Source organism: Palleniella muris, from assembly GCF_004792655.1.
Taxonomy (GTDB): domain Bacteria; phylum Bacteroidota; class Bacteroidia; order Bacteroidales; family Bacteroidaceae; genus Prevotella; species Prevotella muris_A.
Window position 1 is genome coordinate 56203 of sequence record NZ_SRZC01000003.1, and the last position, 20135, is coordinate 76337.

A 20135-nucleotide genomic window follows, 5' to 3' on the forward strand; every position below is an offset into this window, starting at 1 on the left:
TTAAATCCAACAATTATGAGAAAAGTTTTTCAAACACTCGCATTGTGTCTCATGCTGCCTTTGGCTGCTATGGCTCAGGATGCGTGGAACACGACTTACAAGGAAATCAGTGCACGTATAGTGGCGCCGACATTCAAAGACAAAGTGTTCAAGCCATCCATCAAACCTTCTGCTTCTGCAAAGGCAAACCAGAAAGCCATCAACGCTGCAATTCTAAAGTGCAGCAAGTCAGGAGGCGGCAAGGTTGTCATCCCGGCAGGAAAGTATCAGACCGGAGCCATAACTCTGCGTTCCAATGTTAATCTTGTTGTGGAGAAAGGTGCAGAACTTGTTTTCGCTTTCGACCGCGACCTGTATCCTAATGTAGAGACACGTTGGGAGGGTCTTAATATCATCAACTACCAACCATGCATCTATGCTGTCGATGCAAAGAACATCGGACTGACAGGTGAGGGCATAATCAACGGCAACGGTTCTAATGAACGTTGGTGGTACATGAAAGGCAACAAGCGCCATGGATACCATGAAGGTGTGGACGAGTGGCAGGGAACTGACAAAGTCGGCAACCGTGCTAACCTTCTCAAAATGGCAGATGCCGGAGTTCCTACAAAAGAGCGTGTCTTTGGCAAGGGAAAAGGTCTCCGTCCACAGCTTGTGAATTTCGTACGTTGTGAGAACGCAATCATTGAAGGCGTTGAACTCCGAGACTCTCCATTCTGGGTCATTCATCCACTGTTCTGCAAAAATCTTACAGTCAAGGGAGTTACAATCTACAATGAAGGTCCTAATGGCGACGGTTGCGACCCAGAATCATGTGAGGATGTACTGATAGAGAATTGCACATTCCACACAGGTGACGACTGCATCGCATTGAAGTCCGGTCGTAACGCCGATGGCTTGAAAGCCAACGTTCCTTGCAAGAACATCATCATCCGCAATTGCAAGATGGCTGACGGTCATGGCGGTGTTGTAATTGGTTCTGAAATCTCCGGTGGTGTACAGAATGTCTTTGCAGAGGATTGTGAAATGGATTCTCCTAATCTTGACCGTGTCATCCGTATAAAGACAAACACATGCCGTGGCGGTATAAACGAGAACATCTATGTACGTAATATCCGTGTCGGTCAGTGCCGTGAAGCTGTGATGCGCATCAACCTCGTCTATGAGCCAAAGGAAATTGCCGAGCGCGGACATATCCCGACAGTACGTAATGTATATGTTGAAAACGTTACTTGCAAGAAATCAAAATACGGTATACTCCTTAATGGTCTTGAGGCAAAAGATTCAAAAGAAGCACAGATTTACAATATAAATGTCAAGAATTGTAAGTTCGGTGGACTTTCTGATGTCCCTGTATATAAGACAGGCTTGGTAAAGGACATACATCTTGATAATGTTACTGTAAGTGCAGACTTCTAAAATCTATCATTAACTAATAAAAACAAAACATGAAGAAACTCTCAGTTTTAATTTGTGCTCTCTGTCTTCTGAGTGGCTCTATCTTTGCAGAAGGATGGGATGCTGCTCTCTACAAGAAGATTGAACAGAGCATCAAGGCTCCGACTTTTTCAGAGAAGGTTTACAAGCCTTCAATCAGTGTTAAAGCCAAAGCCGCTAAGAACCAGAAAGCCATTCAGGCAGCTATCGACAAATGTTCTGCAAAGGGCGGTGGAAAGGTAGTTATCCCGGCAGGCACGTTCTGGACAGGCGCCATCACTTTGAAGTCAGATGTCAATCTGGTACTTTCCAAAGGGGCAGTGTTGAAGTTCGCTTTCGAGCCGGAACTCTATCCGAAGGTGTACACACGCTATGAAGGACTTGACCTTTACGGCTATTCTCCATGTATCTACTCAAACGGTGCAAAGAACATCGCCATCACAGGTGAGGGAACCATCGACGGCAACGGAAACAAGAACACATTCTGGATGTGGACCGGAGAAGAATGGTGGGGATACAAAGGCGGTGAGACATCACGCTCAATGAACGGCGTCATGGGTTCACGCGAACTGTTGCAGAAGATGTGTGACGAAGGTGTTCCTGTCGAGCAGCGTCAGTTCGGCATGGGCAAGGGACTGCGTATGCAGCTTGTCAACCTTGTCAACTCAGAGAACATCCTCATCGAAGGTGTTACAATGATTGACTCTCCATTCTGGGTTCTGCATCCACTGTTCTCAAAGAACATTACTATCCGTGGCATCAAAGTCATCAACGAAGGTCCTAACGGCGACGGCTGTGACCCGGAATCATGTGAGAATGTCCTGATAGAGAACTGTATGTTCCATACCGGTGATGATTGTATCGCAATCAAATCCGGACGTAATGCTGACGGACGTCGTGACGGACGCCCTTCAAAGAATATCATCATCCGTGGCTGTACCATGGAAGACGGTCATGGCGGTGTTGTAATCGGTTCAGAAATCTCTGCCAGTGTAGAGAATGTCTTTGCAGAGAATTGTAACATGTCATCCCCAAATCTTGACCGTATTCTCCGCATCAAGACAAACACCTGCCGCGGCGGTGTGACAAAGAACATCTACATGCGTAACGTAACAGTAGGCGAGTGCAAAGAGTCTGTAATGCGCATAAACATCAACTATTGGCCAAAGGAAGTTTCTGAGCGCGGCCATATCCCTTATGTACACAATGTGTGGATGGAGAATGTCACATGCCAGAAGTCCAAGTATGGTGTACAGATCAATGGCATAAAGGAGAAAGATGCTGTCTATGACATCCATGTCAAGAACTGTACATTCAACAACGTAAGTGTCAAGCCGTTCCTCCGTGAGAACCGCTGCCACGACATTTTCTTCGACAATGTAAAGGTAAACGGCAAACTTATGAACACTTCCGGTTCTGATTTCATCGAGAAGGCTCCATACAAAAGCTACGCTGAATGGATGACTTACTCTGAGATGAAGCGCAACCCGAACCCAATCTATCTTGACTTCACCGACTCTATCAAGCATCCGAAGGGAAAGTGGTCATACGTTATGGGTATCGAACTTGAAGGTATGCTTGACACATACTACGCTCACGGTGGCGAGGCTATCAAGAATTATGTCATGCGTTATCCTGCACAGATGATTTCCGATGAAGGCAAGACAACAGGATTCAAATATGAAGACTTCAATCTTGACAACGTCCGCACGGCACATTTCATCTTCCGTGTTGACTCTCTTGCTCCACGCGCTGGCGTGAAACTCGCACTGAAGGAGTATTTCCGCCAGCTCATCAACCAGCCACGCACTGATGAAGGCGTTTACTGGCACAAGCAGATTTACCACGACCAGGTATGGCTCGACGGTATCTTCATGGGACTTCCTTACAAGACAATGGCAGCTCCATACATGGTGAAAGAAGGTCTGACAGTTGCCAACAAGGGCGTTGCTCCTGCCGGCAAAAAGAAGATGAACAAGAAAATCGCTGCTGCTCAGCAGAAAGAACTCATGGCTTTCTATGATGACATCGTAGACCAGATAACCATGACCGATGCTCGTACATACGACGCAAAGACAGGTTTGTGGAAGCATGCATGGGACTCCAAACGCGGAATGTTCTGGGCTGACAAGACTACAGGACAGAGCCGTCACACATGGGCACGTGCCATGGGATGGTTCACAATGGCACAGATTGAAATCCTTGACTACCTTCCAAAGGATTATGCACGCCGTCAGGAAGTCATTGACATGCTCAACAAGACTCTCCGCGCATGCATCAATTATCAAGACCCAAAGACAGGTGTATGGTATGATGTGATGGATGTGAAAGACCCACGCAACTACATCGAGTCAACAGCTTCCTGTATGTTCACCTACTGCCTCCTGAAAGGCGCACGTCTCGGCTATCTTGACGACAGCTTCCGCCAGGCAGGTATCAAGGCGTACAAGGGAATCATAAACAATTTCATCCGTGTTGATGTTCCGAAGGATGGTTCTACACCTACAATCTCACTCACAGAAGGTGTGAGCGTTTCCGGCCTTGGTCCAGAGAAGAATCCTCGTCGTGACGGTACATTCGACTACTACATGTCAGAACCTATCCGTGACAATGACGCTAAGGGTGTCGGCCCGTTCCTTTGGGCTACGCTCGAAATGGAAAAACTTGGCTACAACACATCAAGCCAGTATTAAAAGACAACAAACAAAATACAGGTAGGGGATTATGCCCTTACCTGTATTTAATTCATTAGTCATGACCGGAATTTATACTTTATTGCTGCTTATAGGTAGCAATTTTTTTATGACCCTTGCATGGTATGGTCACTTGAAACTGCATCAAATGAATGTTACCAATTCATGGCCACTGATAGGTGTCATCGTGTTCTCCTGGTGCATTGCTTTTTTTGAATATTGCCTTATGGTACCTGCCAATAGAATAGGCTTTGTTGACAATGGAGGACCGTTCACACTTATGCAGCTGAAAGTTATTCAGGAAGTAGTTTCCCTGACAGTGTTTACTGTTGTTGCAGGCTTCTTATTCCAAGGAGAACAACTCCATTGGAACCATTTTGCAGCTTTTGTATGCCTAATTCTCGCTGTCTACTTCGTATTCATGAAATAGGCTCTAAAACAGTATTTGTAAATCATTAAGAATCAGTAAAATAGTTGTTTGTAATATTCCATCCGACAAAGTGTAACCTTTTATGATACAAAGTGTAACACTTTAGTGGATAAAAGGTTACTTATTACGATGTGAAACGATACCTTTTGGAAAGATACAACTACCACATACAACTATATTATCATAAGGAACCTTGTCCCACGAAAAGAGTGGGATGAGGTCTTTGGCTTTTATTGCCTCAGGCGATTCTGTCAATCCGGCATGGAAAGCAAGGATTCCGATGACTTCTTCTGGTGCAAATGTACTGCGGATGTACTCCATGTCAAGACTTTTGTCACGCTTCGAAAGCCGTTGCCCTGATTCATTGCACAGCAACGGCAAATGACAGAAAGACGGTGGGGTGAAGCCCAGCAAACCATGAAGATACTGTTGCTGTGGCACGGACAGAAGCAGGTCGCGTCCTCGTACCACTTCTGTTATGCCCATAAGTGCATCATCAACAACCACTGCAAATTGGTATGCCCATGCGCCATCGCCTCGCCTTACGATAAAATCCCCACATTGCCTTTCAAGATTAACACTCTGTTCGCCATAGTGCATGTCGGTGAATGTCACATCTTTGTTCGGAACAACGAGTCTTGTGGACCTTATTGTGCGGTTATCATTCAACCTATGAAGACGGAAATCATTCAACCGTTGGCATTCAGTGTGAACCACCCTGCCGTCAGACTCATGTGGTGCTTGTGTTGCCATAATGTCCGCACGTGTGCAGTAACATGGGTATGTATGTCCACCGGCTTCCAACTTATGCAGTTGTTCTTCGTAGAGATGAAACCTTTCGCTTTGCACATATTTCTCATCCCAATCCAAACCGAGCCAATGCAGGTCGTTCTCAATCAGTTCCGCATAGGTTTTCTTTGAACGCTGTTGGTCTATATCCTCTATTCTCAGGACGAACTGCCCGGCTTGGCTTCTTACTGAAAGCCAAGCCAATAAGGCAGAATAAACATTGCCAAGATGCATCCTGCCCGTTGGTGACGGAGCGAATCTACCTTTCATTTTTCGTGATTTTCCAGCCTAAAGCTGCATGAAATATGGACATTAACGGTGAGAGATAGCAGAAGAAGCAATAGGGGAGATAGACCAATGTCGCAACGCCAAGGACTGTTGCCTGCGTCATGCCGCAGGTGTTCCATGGAATGAGCACGGAGACAACCGTGGCACTGTCCTCGCATGAACGGGAGAGTAGGCGGGATTCATAGCCCTGTTTACTATACTCTTCTTTGAACATGTTCGCAGTAAGGATTATGGATATATACTGGTCACCTGTCATTATGTTCATGGCTATACCGTTCATCACTGTTGCAGCAACAAGTCCGACACGAGTCTTTACCATACGGCGGAAGATAGCATGAAGGAAACTTTTGAGCATTCCGCAAGCCGTCATGGCTCCTCCAAAGACCATGGCTGAGAGGATAAGCCAGATAGTGTTCAGCATTCCGGTCATTCCGCTTGTGGATACAAGGTCATTGAGGATTGGCACGCCCGTATTTACTGCAGTTGACTGGCTCATGGTTATGATAATGGATTTGAACAGGGAGTCGGAGATTTGCAGGAGAACTTCTCTTTGGAAGATAAGCATCATTACCACTGCCATTATGGATGAAGAGAACAGTACAATGAGTGACGGAACCTTCCTGTATATAAGATATGCTGTGACAACCGGAACAATCAGCAGCCACGGCGTGATTGTAAATGTTTTCTCCAATGCACTTGTGTACAATGCTGTGTCACTGCTGTTTACATTTCCCATCCACAATCCGGCAATACTGAATATCACAAGTGTGATGACTATTGTGGGCGTTGTTGTAAGCATCATGTAGCGTATGTGCTTGAACAGTGGAGTTCCGGAAACGGAAGATGCAAGCACTGTCGTGTCACTTAACGGTGACACCTTATCCCCGAAATATGCTCCGGAGATTATTGCCCCTGCTATCCAGCCGTCCTCAAAGCCGAGGGCTCTGCCAATGCCAAGCAGGGCAATGCCGATTGTCGCGATTGTTGTCCATGAAGAGCCGGTCATTATTGAAATGAATGCACTTATGGCGCAAGCGGATGCAAGGAACACTGAAGGGTGGATGACTTGTATGCCATAGCAGATAAGAGTAGGGACGATGCCGCTTATCATCCATGATGCAGAAAGCATCCCAATGACAAGCAGGATGTATATCGACACTGTTGTCTCTCGTACCTTAGACTCGATATTCTGTTCTATAGTGCTCCATTTCACTTTGCATACGCCCATGCCGAGAGAAACGCAGACAGCGGTGGAACACAGTAGAGCTATTTGTGACGGCCCTGCTAATGAATCACTGCCAAAAACGAAGATTGTTACACTGAGCAGTACAATAAGAGTAATAAGGGGGATTGCACTGAGCCATGCTGATGGTTCTTTCATTATTCTTGTTCGCTTTTCTTTCTATTGTGTTTTTAATGTTGTTCGGGTAAGAGTTCCTGCAGGCGCAGGAGTTCGTTGCGGTACTGTGCCGCCTGTATGAAGTCAAGATTCTTTGCCGCTTCCTTCATCATAGCGGTGGTATGGAGGATTGACTTGCGAAGCTCTGCCTCTGTCATGTTGCGCATAATAGGGTCTGCAACCATCTGCTGGTCATCATCAGGCAGGATATATTTGCGCTCTTCCGGTTCAATGTATGCTCCTTCTTCAATGTGCAGCCTCTTCTTGTTCTCATCATAGACACTCTGTCGTGATGTTTTTGCAGTACCTTTGACAGCATCGAAAGCCTGCTGACGCATTGCCGAGAGACCACCGTCCTGAATCTCTTTGATAATCTGCTGAGGTATGATTCCATGCTCTTCGTTGTATTGCATCTGCTTTGCGCGACGGCGTGCGGTCTCGTCGATGGTTACCTGCATGGATTGTGTTATACGGTCGGCATACATGATGACAAGGCCGTTTACATTTCGTGCAGCACGTCCTGCCATCTGTGTCATGCCACGGGCATTGCGCAGGAATCCTTCCTTGTCTGCATCAAGTATTGCTACAAGTGACACTTCCGGAATGTCAAGTCCTTCACGTAACAAGTTTACCCCGACAAGCACATCATAAGCTCCGGCACGTAGTTCGTTAAGAATCTTTATGCGGTCAAGTGTATCTACATCGGAATGTATATAAGCTGTTGGAACATCGTGGTTTAACAGGTATTCTGTCATCTCCTCCGCCATGCGTTTTGTAAGCGTAATGACAAGTGTTCTCTCTCCTTTCTCCTTATGTTCGACAATTTCATTCAGAAGGTCGTCAACCTGATTGGCAGTCGGGCGCACCTCTATTCTTGGGTCAAGGAGACCGGTCGGTCGGATAATCTGCTCGACAACAACGCCTTCCGCCTGTTCAAGTTCATACGGAGCAGGTGTTGCAGAAATATATACAACCTGCTTGGCAAGTGTCTCAAACTCTTCAAACTTCAGCGGTCTGTTGTCAAATGCGGCAGGCAGCCGGAACGCATATTCCACCAGATTCTGCTTCCTTGAGCGGTCATTGCCATACATGGCATGAAGCTGAGGAATGGAAGCATGGCTCTCGTCAATGAATACAAGCATGTCATCCGGGAAAAAGTCAAACAGGCAGTAAGGTCTTTGTCCGGGTTCGCGTCCGTCAAAATACCTTGAATAGTTCTCAATACCGGAACAGTGTCCCATTTCCTTAATCATATCTATGTCATATTCAACTCTTTCCTTAATGCGCTGTGCACGTACCGTATCGCCAAGCTCTTCATAGAACGTTATGCGTTCCATGAGGTCATCTTGAATGTTGCGTACGGCTGATTCTATCTGGTCCTTTGAAGTGACAAAGATATTGGCAGGATAGACTTGATATTCCTCGAACGATTCAAGTCTTGCAAAAGTCATTGCATCAAGCTCTGATATAGAGTCAATTGTATCATCCCACATCTCTATGCGCAGGATTCGTTCGGAATATGCCATCGCAACATCTATTGTATCACCTTTGACACGGAAATTGCCTCTTTCCAAAGCAAGGTCGTTTCTGACATACAAGGCTTCAACAAGTTTTCGCAACAAGTCATTGCGATCTATCTGCATACCGCTTTTCAGCGTAATCACGGAGCCTTTCATGGCTGCAGGTCCTCCCATACCGTAGATGCAAGAGACTGATGCAATGACAATGACATCCCGCCTGCCTGACAGAAGGGAAGAAACGGCAGACAGGCGCAGGCGGTCAATCTCTTCGTTTATGGCAAGGTCTTTCTCAATGTATGTGTCGGAGGAGGGGAGATATGCCTCCGGCTGGTAGTAATCGTAGTATGAGACATAATATTCCACCGCATTCTCCGGGAAGAATCCTTTCATCTCCTTATAGAGTTGGGCAGCAAGAGTCTTGTTATGTGAGAATACAAGTGTCGGGCGATTACACTCTGCAATGACATTTGCCATTGTAAAGGTCTTGCCGGAGCCTGTTACTCCAAGCAGAACCTGAGCAGGGTCGCCACGCTTTATGCCTTCCGTCAACAGGTGTATTGCTTCCGGCTGGTCACCGGTAGGTTTGTATTGAGATGTGAGTTTGAATTTATGCATAGATGCAAAATTACAGATTTTTTCCGAAAGATTTGTTATAAATGATAAATAATTTAGGAAAATATGTTGTATTCTTTTGTATTTTGGGAAATTATGAGTAATTTTGCAATCTAAATGTGTGCATATATAGCCACAGTTGCTGAATAAAGTAATACGGAATGAAAAATATTTTTATAGCGTTATTTGCAACCACTTTGTTGACAGGATGTGCCAAAGAGTTCAACTCTGTCTACAAGCTTTCTGACAGCGAATATAAATACGAGTATGCCAAACAGTGCTTTGCTGCTGGAAAATACAGCCAAGCTTCAGCTTTGCTTGGGGATCTTGTAATTTCGATGAAAGGAACCGACAATGCTGAAGAGGCTCTGTATATGTATGCAATGTCATTGTACAAAAGTAAGGATTACGAGCTTGCAAATGAAGCATTTAAGCGATATTCAACATCATATCCACGTGGCATGTTCGCAGAAATGTCTTATTTCTATGCTGCAGAAAGCCTTTCCGAAAGTTCGCCGGAACCTCGTCTTGACCAGACGCCTACATTGGCAGCTATAAAGGCTTATCAGGATTATCTTGACATTTACCCTCAGGCAGTACGTCGTAAGGAAGCGCAACAGCGAATGATTGCTTTGCAGGATAAGCTTGTTATGAAAGAATATTATAATGCTAAGTTGTACTATAATCTTGGAACTTATTTTGGAAACTGCCTTTCAGGAGGGTCTAATTACGAAGCATGCATAATAACAGCGGAGAATGCTTTGAAAGATTATCCGTACATGGATATACGTGAGGACTTTTCTCTGCTTATCATGAAAAGTAAATTCTATCTTGCACAGCATAGTGTCGAGGAAAAGAGGCAGGAGCGTTATCAGAATGCAGAAGATGAATGTTACGGCTTCATTAATGAATACCCTGATTCAAAAAACCGTGATATTGCAGAACAATTCATCACAGTCTGCAAAAAATACACAAATGTACAATAATATATTAAGGTAAAAGATATAAAGTAGAAATAAAACTAAAAATATGGACTACAAGAAATCAAAAGCCCCAACAAACACTGTTACACGTAACATTGTTGAACTGAGTGATGATACTGGCAATATATATGAAAGTGTTGCCATCATGGCAAAGCGTGCCAATCAGATAGCAGCGGAAATCAAGCAGGACTTGAACAAGAAACTTGCTGAATTTTCTTCTTACAATGATTCTCTTGAAGAGGTATTTGAAAATCGTGAACAGATAGAGATTTCACGTTATTATGAGAAATTACCAAAACCAACTCTTCTTGCGGCAGAAGAATTTGAGCAAGGACAGGTTTATTGGCGTGACCCTGCTCGTGAAAAGGTAGAGGAGGACTGATTATGATTCAGCGCATTCAAAGTGTCTATCTTTTTCTGTCGGTTGTATTGGTCGTTATCTGTGCATGTCTGCCAATAGGTATGATAAACCTTGTTGGTATGGGGAGTGCTTCGGAAATGTACAACATGTGCATTATAGATGGGAATACGGGTAATGTAAGTTTTAGTGTTGTTGGACTGTTTGCTTCACTTGCTGCAAGTGTCATAACATCGGTAATCAACATATTCAATTACAATGACAGAAAAAAGCAGAGTCGCAATTGTCTGGTAACAATAATGCTTCTTCTTCTATGGGTTGGACTTTACGCTTTTGAGATGTATATGTTCAATACAGGGGATAACACTTTTGAGATTCGTTTTGTTGCTATTCTGCCGGTCGTTGCGATTGTTTTCCAATGGCTTGCGCGCATGGCTATAAAGAAAGATGAAAAACTTATCCGTTCAATAGACAGAATCAGATAAAGTTTTCAAATGCTTATTATAACAAGAGACTGCACCGGTAATTAATAAATGAATGCTCTCTTGTTATTTTATATTCATTAAAAAAACTATATATAAAAAATGGATGCACGTAATGTACATCCATTTTTTATATCCTAATTTGATAAGATTATTTTGATTCCTTGTAATATGGAGTATTGTATGTAAGTCTTATTCCATTATTTGTCTTTGAAAGGGCAAGGACTGTACCATCATTTCCTATATTATAGAGATATGTTCCATTGGCATTTGAAACCTGATGATAGATAACATTGAAAGTCATTGCTATGTCGGCAAGAGCGTTAGCAGATTTCATAGGGATGTCAACAGTAAGTTGTCCGATCTTATTCCTCTGTTTTACATCTTGATAATTGATAGTTAAGTAAATCTCTGTTCCTTGGCATGTTCCTTTCAGACAATCTTTTGCCTCGTCATACACATAGCCTTTTGCTGAGATTTGGCGAGTAATCTCTACAACATTGCCATTAAGGTCAATACCATCAAAATCGAAAGCATGTGCACTGATGCTCATTACGAGTGTTACAAGTGCAAGAAAAATATTTTTCATCTTTTTATTATAACTGTAATTTTTAAGTTGTTATTGAATTCGAGTGCAAAATTACATAATATTTTAGAAAAAGGTAAGTATTTTTGTGGAAATATTATGTGATTTACAGTTTGTTAACGTCATTATGATAGATAAAGGCTTGCTATATTAAATTTGCACCTTGAATTCTTAACTCGGGTGCCACGTTAAGAAAGTGATATTGTGTAATTTAGATTAAAGTAGATTATATATAAAAAATGGTGTGCCAATTGACACACCATTTTTTATTAAGTAAGTATTCCAGTATTAGTCTTCCCAATTCTCAGCAGCCTTGCGTACATAAGTCTTGTAACGCAACTGTGCCATACGCTTAGCCTCAGCGAAGAGTTCGTCAGCCTCCTGTGGATAAGCCTTCTTTACAGAGAGGTAACGTACCTCACCATCGAGGAAGTCCTGGAAGAGATCCCAGTTTGGCTCCTTAGAGTCAAGAGTGAATGGGTTCTTGCCTTGCTCTGCAAGTTCTGGGTTGTAACGCCAGAGGTGCCAGTAACCACAAGCTACCGCACGTGCTTCCTCTGCCTGTGAGCGTCCCATGCCACCCTTAATCTTCAGACCGTGGTTGATACATGGTGCGTAAGCGATGACGATAGATGGACCGTTATAAGCCTCTGCCTCGCGGAATGCCTTGAGACACTGAGCGTTGTCAGCACCCATAGCAACCTGAGCAGCGTAGATATAACCGTAAGTTGTGGCAATCATGCCAAGATCCTTCTTGCGGATACGCTTTCCCTGGGCTGCGAACTGTGCGATAGCACCGAGTGGAGTAGCCTTTGAAGCCTGACCACCTGTATTAGAGTAAACCTCTGTATCGATAACGAAGATGTTGAGGTCCTCACCGGAAGCAAGTACGTGGTCAAGACCACCGTAACCGATATCGTAAGAAGCGCCGTCACCACCGATAATCCACTGTGAACGCTTCACGAGATAGTGGTCAAGAGTCTTAAGTTCTGTGCATACAGGACAACCGGTCTCTGCACCTTTTGCGATTTCCGGCTTGAGGATTTCTGCAAGACGCTTTGTCTCGTCTGCATCATTCTGCTTCTCAATCCATTCTGCAGCAGCAGCCTGATATTCAGCAGAGCCCATTTTCTCGTCAACAACCTTCTTGAGGAGGATTGTCACGCGCTCCTTCATCTTCTTGTTGCCAATTACCATACCGAGACCGAACTCACAGAAGTCCTCGAACAGAGAGTTGTCGAATGCAGGACCCTGTCCCTTCTCGTTTGTTGTGTATGGTGTTGAAGGAATAGAAGCTGAGTAGATTGAAGAACAGCCTGTAGCGTTAGCTATAATCTCACGGTCACCGAAGAGCTGTGAAATAAGCTTAACGTATGGAGTCTCACCACAGCCGGAGCATGCGCCAGAGAACTCGAAGAGTGGAGTAGCGAACTGGGAGTTCTTCGGGTTAGCCTTGATATCGATGAGGTTCTGCTTTGAAACCACATTGTCAACGAGATAATTCCAGTCATTAGCCAGTTTCTTCATATCCTCTGCATCCGGGTTGAAAGGAACCATCTTGAGTGCCTTCTCAACCTCACCAGTCTCCTTGTTCTTCTTGCCTGGACAGACGTCAGCACAGTTGCCACATCCGAGACAGTCAAGAACAGAAGGCTCAATGATGAAGTGCATACCCTTCAGAGCTGCCGGAGCCTTGATTTCCTGCATAGGAGCATCGATACCCTTCTTCTCTTCGTCTGTAAGAGCAAATGGACGGATAGCAGCGTGAGGACATACGAAAGAACACTTGTTACACTGGATACAGTTGTCAACATTCCATGATGGAACGAACGCTGATACGCCTCGCTTCTCCCAACGAGCAGAACCATTATACCAAGTACCGTCAACAGTATCAAACTTAACAAAATCTGAAACCTTGAGGTCTTCACCCATCTGAGCGTTGATAGGACGTACAAGTTCCTTAACGAATGCAGGAGCATTATCCTCAACAACAGCATCGTCAGCGAGGTTAACCCAAGCCGGATCAACATCAAGCTTCTTGTATTCACCACCACGGTCAACAGCTGCGTAGTTCTTCTTTACGATATCCTCACCCTTCTTGCCGTAAGACTTAACGATGAACTTCTTCATCTGCTCTACAGCGAGGTCAACAGGAATCACCTCTGTGATACGGAAGAATGCAGACTGGAGGATTGTGTTTGTACGGTTGCCAAGACCAATCTCCTGTGCAATCTTTGTTGCGTTGATGTAGTAAACAGTGATATTCTTCTGAGCGAAGATGCGCTTAACCTTGTTAGGAATAAAGTTGACAAGCTCCTCGCCCTCGAAGATTGTGTTAAGGAGGAATGAGCCGTTCTCACGGATACCGCGTGTAACATCATACATGTTCAGATAAGCCTGAACGTGGCAAGCCACGAAATTAGGTGTTGTAATCTGATATGTTGAGCGGATTGGTTCATCACCGAAACGGAGGTGTGAACATGTGAAGCCACCTGACTTCTTAGAGTCATAAGAGAAATAAGCCTGGCAGTGCTTGTCAGTGTTGTCACCGATAATCTTCACAGAGTTCTTGTTTGCACCAACAGTGCCGTCAGCACCAAGACCGAAGAACTTAGCCTCGTAGATAGACTTTCCACCGAGAGCCATCTCCTCAACGAGTGGGAGGGATGTGAATGTCACATCGTCAACGATACCAACAGTGAAGTGGTTCTTTGGCTCAGGAAGCTCAAGGTTGTTGAATACAGAGATAATCTTTGCAGGAGTGATGTCTGAAGAACCAAGACCATAGCGTCCGCCAACGATTACAGGGCGATTCTCTGCGTCATAGAATGCAGACTTAACGTCAAGGTAAAGTGGCTCGCCCTCTGCTCCAGGCTCCTTTGTACGGTCAAGGACAGCAATCTTCTTCACTGTCTTAGGTACAGCCTTCATCAAGTACTCTACTGAGAATGGACGATAGAGGTGTACAGCAACCATACCAACCTTCTTGCCTTCGCTTACGAGGTGGTCGATAGCCTCGCGTGCAGCTTCTGTTGCAGAACCCATAAGAATGATGATGTTCTCTGCGTCAGCAGCACCATAGTAGTTGAAGTTGTGATACTCACGGCCTGTAATCTTAGAGATTTCGCCAAGGTAGTGCTCAACTACATCCGGTATAGCGTCATAGTACTTGTTGCAAGCCTCACGGTGTGTGAAGAAAGTCTCAGGGTTCTCCGCTGTACCACGTGTTACAGGACGCTCAGGGGTAAGAGCACGGTCACGGAAATTCTTGATGTCTGCCTCGTCAACGAGTGGGCGGATATCTTCCATGTCCATAACCTCTACCTTATGATACTCGTGAGATGTACGGAAACCATCAAAGAAGTTCAAGAAAGGAACGTGAGTCTTCAGTGTTGCAAGGTGAGGAACGGCTGTAAGATCCATAACCTCCTGTACAGAACCTGAGCAGAACATTGCGAAGCCTGTCTGACGGCAAGCGTATACGTCCTGATGGTCACCGAAGATACAGAGAGAGTGGGATGCAAGTGTACGTGCAGAAACGTCGAACACGCAAGGAAGCAGCTCACCTGCAATCTTATACATGTTAGGAATCATCAGCAACAGACCCTGTGAAGCAGTGAATGTTGTTGTCAGTGCACCAGCCTGCAAAGAACCGTGGACAGCACCGGCAGCACCGCCCTCAGACTGCATTTCCTGTACGCTTACTGTCTGTCCCCAAAGGTTCTTACGGCCATGGGCAGCCCAGTCGTCTGTGTGCTCCGCCATAGGAGATGACGGTGTGATAGGATAAATTGCGGCAACTTCACTGAACATATAGCTCACGTGCGCAGCAGCCTCATTACCATCACAAGTAATGAATTTCTTTTCTTTTGCCATGTTTTTGTAAATAAAAAAATATACTATGTTATATATGTATTATCTGTGCTTTCTCACTTGTTGGATTTCTTTACAATGCAAAGATAATAAATTATTTTGGAAAAGGTGTTTTATGGTGCTTAACCAAGCACTTGATTTTAATCATTTTAACAATTTAAGCATTTTTTATCACTTAATTTATGTCAACTTTTCGCTTTTCTTGAAATTATCATTAATTTTGCATTAATTTATAAATTCTACGTAAAGAGGCAAACCTATCAATTACAGATATCATGACATTACACATATTCAATCCCGAACACGACATCGCCCTTGCTGCAAATTCTCCTTTTTGGACTTCACCAAAGGCCGGCATCATGCTCCGCCGGAGTCTTGGCTGGCTTCCGGCATTATGGGCAAAAGACGGAGATATTGTCGTTGTATCCGATGTCTCTGAGGCGCATTCCGAACAAGAAGCAGTGGAAAGCATCTTGAGAAGAAGATGTGTCGGGGTACATTTCTGCATATTAAGCGATGTTATCAAGAAACCTTTCCGGAAGAACATCGATAATGTGGATGTATGGGGATGGGATTGTGCGATTGTCAATCAATTGGTTAGAGCCGGTGTTCCTCGTGAACTGATGCCGTCTGATGAGGTCCTGAAACGTCAAAGAGAATTGTCAGACCGCGCTACTTCTGCAAAACTTCTTGACTACCTTGTACATCTTTCTGATATTTTCTGTGGTGAGGCAATTGCAGTACATAATATAAATAATATAGAAATACTTGCAGAAAGTTGGGGCAGTATTGTGCTGAAATCTCCATGGAGCAGCAGTGGCAGAGGGGTCAGGCAATGGATTGGTGGGAATCAAGCTACAAAACGGTGGGCAGAAAAAGTCATTGAAAGCCAGGGACATATAATGGTGGAGCGATATCTTGACAAAGTGATGGACTTTGCTATGGAATTCAACGTAGACGATGATGGCACAGTTAGGTATCAAGGGTTGTCACTGTTTAGCACATCTGGCGGTGCGTACACGGGCAACATGCTTGCCCCTGAAGAAGATAAAAGGAATATACTTTCAGCATATATTGCTGATGAATTGTTGGATGATATAGCTTGTGAAGTTTGTCAATGGATGCAACATGCTCTTTCAGGCTACTACATTGGACCGTTCGGTATAGACATGATGATTGTCCGTACAAATAGCGGTAACGGTTTTGGTATAAATCCTTGTGTGGAAATAAACCTGCGCCGTACAATGGGACATGTTGCACTCTGCATATCGGACACCGAAGGTGCAAGAGGAAAGACCATGAATGTGGTTTTCAGAAACAACAAGCACTGTTTCTGTATAGAGTAAGATACATTCGTAGCCAGAGTAAAATTTATATGTATGGAAGGTTAAAGATACAGATGACATTATGAAAGGTAACGCTTTGCAATACAAAGTGTTACCTTTGGCATTGCAAAGCGTTACCTTTCACCAAACAAAGTATTACCTTTCGAAAAACCAATACTGTTTTAACATTTGTTGTGGTTTGAGTTTTTCAAAATGCCAACAGATTAGTCATTATGCAAAGTAATAGTTCCGTTTTGTTTACATATTGAAAAAAAGCCAACCATGAAACAAATTTCTTTGCCATTATTTCTCAAAATGCTGGTAATCTTTCAGAGATTTCCATGCGCCTCCCCATTTGAAGCCATGCCGGATGAAGAGACGGTAGCATAGGTCATTCTTGTCGATACGTGGCTCTTTAGGTGTACTTTTCCTTGTTCTCTTAGCATTCTTTGGCTCAATGAGCCCTGCATTTCGGTCTGAAATATGAATGCAAGGATTCCATAACGGGTTGACGTCTACTGCCATTCCACGGGCATGTTTTGACAATCCGCCATTCCTTGTGCGCCGTGGATTATAGCATGATGTGTTGTTGTCGGACATGGAACGCTCGTCATCATTTCCGTATTCCGATGCCGGGCGTATGGAATGGATAGGGTAGCGTGCTTTATACAGATTCCGGAAAATATCAATAAGGTCTTTCGCTATCTTTTTATTGCAGATTATTACACCCTTGCAGGTCTTTCCGTTCTCATTGACATGGAGAACAGAAAGGCTTGCAAGGGTTGTGTCGGTTTTTACTTCCGATATGGTGAAGTCGTTTTGTGCGAATCCTTCTGTACATATCAAAAGCAACAGTAGTGAACAAAGTAACCTGTGACTAATCTTCACGATGTAATAGATAATTGAAAATCTGTATAATATCACTGTCTCCCGTAACCTTACCTTTATCTTCTGACATCTTGCAGGTCTTGCTCCAGTGGCGCTTCTCTGTCATTTTGATACCAAGAAGTTTTATGACGATGTTTGATGGCTTGATATCCCATAATGCACCGTCAGCAGAGAGAGCAGTACCGATACCATAACTGTCTATAACACGACCGTTGACAGCCTTGTGGAGCTCGATGGCGGACTCTTCGTCAAGCGCATTGGAGAATACAACTTGCTTGGTTGAAGGGTCAAGCCCCAGTTCATGGTATCTGTTGCATATTTTTTCCAGTTGTTCAAGATTGTTTCCGCTATCGACACGTAGTCCGGCGAAAACACGTGCGAAATGTTCAGAGAAATTTGCCGCAAAGGCATCGAAGCCATAGGTATCATAGAGGAATATGCCAAGCGACCCTATGAAAGTACGTTGCCACATATCCATTGCAATGTGGTTCGCTTCCTGCGGACCATACATTCCGGCTATGGCTGAGACAAATTCATGAGCCATCGTTCCGATAGGAATCACATTGTATTTCAGTGCAAGCCATACATTTGAAGTTCCGGGGAAAGAACCTTTGTATTCTTTTCCAAGTTCTTTGCGCAGGTCACGGTCAGCATCCATGAATGCTTTGACAGCCATGTCTTCTGTCGCGAGAGAAAATCGGCGACGTGTTCCGAACTCCGAGATGCACAGACCGGCACTAAGCATACGGCGCGCCTTGTCATACGACATTTTATAATAGTCTCTCAAATCAATCTTGTCAAGTTCTCCTGACAGACGGTGATGCAGTTCTGATATTATGGCAAGAATCATCACTTCGAGGAGTACCGTTTCGTGCCAATATCCTTCAAACATGATTTCAAGGTGTCCTTCCTCATCCTGATGGACATTGACCCAGTCACGCTTGAATCGGAATCCCTTCAGGTATGTGAAGAACCATTGTGGAATATAGTAGCAGCGTTTCTGCATGAATATTCTCTCTTCTTCCGTGAAGCGGAGGTTTTCAAGGTAAATAATCTGCTCCTCTACGAGTTTGCCGAATCCAGGAGGATATACCGTGTTGTTGCGGTCGACAAACTTGTACTTTGCCATTGCACGCGGATAGCAATTGAGAATGGCGCAACACATTGTTAACTTGTAGAGGTCTGTGTCTGTAAAGTGGGTTATTATTGGTTCCATTTTTTTATTGATATGGTTGTGAGTTCCTTTCCCAAAAGACACCGTCCTTATATCCTTGTATTGTCCGGTTGTCTTCCGCGATATTGAGTCTTTTCTGTGCTACAAGGCAGTATTCCTCTTCTATCTCGCATCCGACAAAATGTCTTCCGAGCTTTTTTGCGACAACAGCACTTGTGCCGCTTCCGAGGAATGGGTCGAAGATTGTGTCACCCTCCATGCTTGATGCAAGAATAAGTTTTGCATAGAGCTTCTCCGGTTTCTGGGTTGGATGCTCTGTGTTTTCCGGCATTGACCAGAACGGTATGGAGATATCATCCCAGAAATTTCCGGGACATGTGTCTCTGAACTTGCCGTCCCGGCTCTGATGCCAGTCTTTCGGTTTTCCGTCTGTTTTGTAGGGAGCTTTTACAATGCGGCGCATTTTTACAGCGTCAAGATTGAAGTGGTAATTATCCGGATTCTTCACGGCAAACCAGATATCCTCCATCGAGTTCTTCCAATTGGCAGTTGCGCCGCGCCCTTTGTCACGTTGCCATGTGATGCGGTTAATGATGTGGAGATTCTCAGCAAGGACACGCTGCAGAATTGATGTGCAGTGCCAGTCACCGCACAGGTAAAGAGAGCCGTCATCCTTGAGTTTTCTGCACACATCCGGTAGCCACGAACGCATGTATGCTTCATAGTCCTCTTCCGTTTTTTTCGAGAAGAACTGTTTCCCGAATTTCCGTGAAAGGTTGTATGGAGGGTCTACTATAATCATGTCTGCGAAAGCATCAGGCAATTCCTTTAGAACATCCATGATGTCTCCATGTATAACACAATCCGTCCAGTCACGGTCGTTACGTAGTGTGCCAACCGTGGCAAGACGGTTTTTCAATTCTTGCTTTTCGTCAAGTTGTATTGTTATGGTCTTGTTGCGTGGTGCACGTTGCTTCATTACAGCAGAGCCTCAAATTTCTCTTGGATTTTAGCTTTGTTTACGGCACCGACAACCTTGTCAACAATCTCTCCGCCTTTGAAAAACAGGATTGTAGGGACATTACGGATGCCAAGGTCTACAGCGATATCCTCACACTCCTCAACATCACACTTTCCGACGGTGATTCTTCCGTCATATTCCTCAGCAAGCTGTGAGATGATTGGTGCTATCATCCTGCATGGCCCGCACCATGTTGCCCAAAAATCAATGACCAATGGTTCATTGCTATTTTTCAGTGTCTCGTAGTTCTCGTTTGTGATTTTTACTTCCATGATTT

16 protein-coding genes are annotated in these 20135 nt (G+C 44.4%); 7 read left to right on the forward strand and 9 right to left on the reverse strand.

The features are described from left to right. Positions 1-15: 15 nt before the first annotated feature. From E5358_RS02375 to E5358_RS02385, 3 genes are all read left to right on the forward strand, one after another. Positions 16-1419: a glycoside hydrolase family 28 protein gene (locus E5358_RS02375; protein WP_135938716.1), complete on the forward strand. Its 1404-nt coding sequence runs from the start codon at positions 16-18 to the stop codon at positions 1417-1419. 29 nt (positions 1420-1448) lie between these two features. Continuing rightward, positions 1449-4130 (forward strand): glycoside hydrolase family 88 protein, encoded by a 2682-nt coding sequence (locus E5358_RS02380; RefSeq protein ID WP_135938717.1) that lies wholly within the window; start codon positions 1449-1451, stop codon positions 4128-4130. 61 nt (positions 4131-4191) lie between these two features. Further along, positions 4192-4560 (forward strand): DMT family protein, encoded by a 369-nt coding sequence (locus E5358_RS02385; RefSeq protein WP_135938848.1) that lies wholly within the window; start codon positions 4192-4194, stop codon positions 4558-4560. A 117-nt stretch (positions 4561-4677) separates the two neighbouring features. Here E5358_RS02385 and gluQRS read toward each other — a convergent pair whose 3' ends face one another. Genes gluQRS through uvrB form a run of 3 tightly spaced genes read right to left on the reverse strand, consistent with a single transcriptional unit; the run spans position 4678 to position 9171 of the window. Continuing rightward, entirely contained in the window at positions 4678-5619 is a 942-nt protein-coding gene (gene gluQRS, locus E5358_RS02390) for a tRNA glutamyl-Q(34) synthetase GluQRS (RefSeq protein WP_135938718.1), read from the reverse strand. Beyond that, positions 5609-7021, reverse strand: coding sequence for a Na+/H+ antiporter NhaC family protein (locus E5358_RS02395; protein ID WP_277821141.1), 1413 nt, complete (start codon positions 7019-7021; stop codon positions 5609-5611). Before E5358_RS02395 ends, gluQRS begins: the two co-directional genes overlap by 11 nt. A gap of 29 nt (positions 7022-7050) precedes the next feature. Beyond that, on the reverse strand, positions 7051-9171 hold the full coding sequence (uvrB, locus tag E5358_RS02400) for an excinuclease ABC subunit UvrB (protein WP_135938720.1): 2121 nt from the start codon (positions 9169-9171) through the stop codon (positions 7051-7053). Positions 9172-9329: 158 nt separating this feature from the next. Between uvrB and E5358_RS02405 the strand changes: the two genes are divergently transcribed. The 3 genes from E5358_RS02405 to E5358_RS02415 are packed head-to-tail and all read left to right on the forward strand — an operon-like array spanning position 9330 to position 10994. Further along, complete coding sequence (locus tag E5358_RS02405; protein WP_135938721.1) at positions 9330-10154, forward strand: outer membrane protein assembly factor BamD; 825 nt, start codon at positions 9330-9332, stop codon at positions 10152-10154. 43 nt (positions 10155-10197) lie between these two features. Then, complete coding sequence (locus E5358_RS02410) at positions 10198-10533, forward strand: DNA-directed RNA polymerase subunit omega (protein WP_135938722.1); 336 nt, start codon at positions 10198-10200, stop codon at positions 10531-10533. 2 nt (positions 10534-10535) lie between these two features. Next, positions 10536-10994 carry a DUF4293 domain-containing protein gene (locus E5358_RS02415; protein ID WP_135938723.1) on the forward strand — a complete coding sequence of 153 codons (459 nt, stop codon included), beginning with the start codon at positions 10536-10538 and terminating at the stop codon, positions 10992-10994. Between the two features lie 148 nt (positions 10995-11142). On the opposite strand, the gene E5358_RS02420 is transcribed toward E5358_RS02415, so the two are convergent. After that, positions 11143-11580, reverse strand: coding sequence for a hypothetical protein (locus E5358_RS02420; RefSeq protein WP_135938724.1), 438 nt, complete (start codon positions 11578-11580; stop codon positions 11143-11145). 285 nt (positions 11581-11865) lie between these two features. Continuing rightward, positions 11866-15453: a pyruvate:ferredoxin (flavodoxin) oxidoreductase gene (nifJ, locus tag E5358_RS02425; protein ID WP_135938725.1), complete on the reverse strand. Its 3588-nt coding sequence runs from the start codon at positions 15451-15453 to the stop codon at positions 11866-11868. A 272-nt stretch (positions 15454-15725) separates the two neighbouring features. On the opposite strand from nifJ, the gene E5358_RS02430 reads away from it, so the two are divergent. After that, a complete protein-coding gene (locus E5358_RS02430) occupies positions 15726-16796 on the forward strand; it encodes a hypothetical protein (RefSeq protein WP_135938726.1) in 1071 nt (356 codons plus the stop codon). 282 nt (positions 16797-17078) lie between these two features. Here E5358_RS02430 and E5358_RS02435 read toward each other — a convergent pair whose 3' ends face one another. Genes E5358_RS02435 through trxA form a run of 4 tightly spaced genes read right to left on the reverse strand, consistent with a single transcriptional unit; the run spans position 17079 to position 20130 of the window. Then, the gene (locus E5358_RS02435) at positions 17079-17621 is read right to left on the reverse strand and encodes a M15 family metallopeptidase (RefSeq protein ID WP_135938727.1); all 543 of its coding nucleotides are present in this window, start codon (positions 17619-17621) and stop codon (positions 17079-17081) included. A 31-nt stretch (positions 17622-17652) separates the two neighbouring features. Beyond that, complete coding sequence (gene pncB, locus E5358_RS02440; RefSeq protein WP_135938728.1) at positions 17653-18879, reverse strand: nicotinate phosphoribosyltransferase; 1227 nt, start codon at positions 18877-18879, stop codon at positions 17653-17655. Between the two features lie 4 nt (positions 18880-18883). Further along, positions 18884-19816, reverse strand: a complete 933-nt coding sequence (locus E5358_RS02445) for a DNA-methyltransferase (protein ID WP_135938729.1) — start codon at positions 19814-19816, stop codon at positions 18884-18886. Continuing rightward, the gene (trxA, locus tag E5358_RS02450; protein ID WP_135938730.1) at positions 19816-20130 is read right to left on the reverse strand and encodes a thioredoxin; all 315 of its coding nucleotides are present in this window, start codon (positions 20128-20130) and stop codon (positions 19816-19818) included. The genes E5358_RS02445 and trxA overlap by 1 nt, the downstream gene beginning before the upstream one ends. Between the last annotated feature and the right edge of the window lie 5 nt (positions 20131-20135).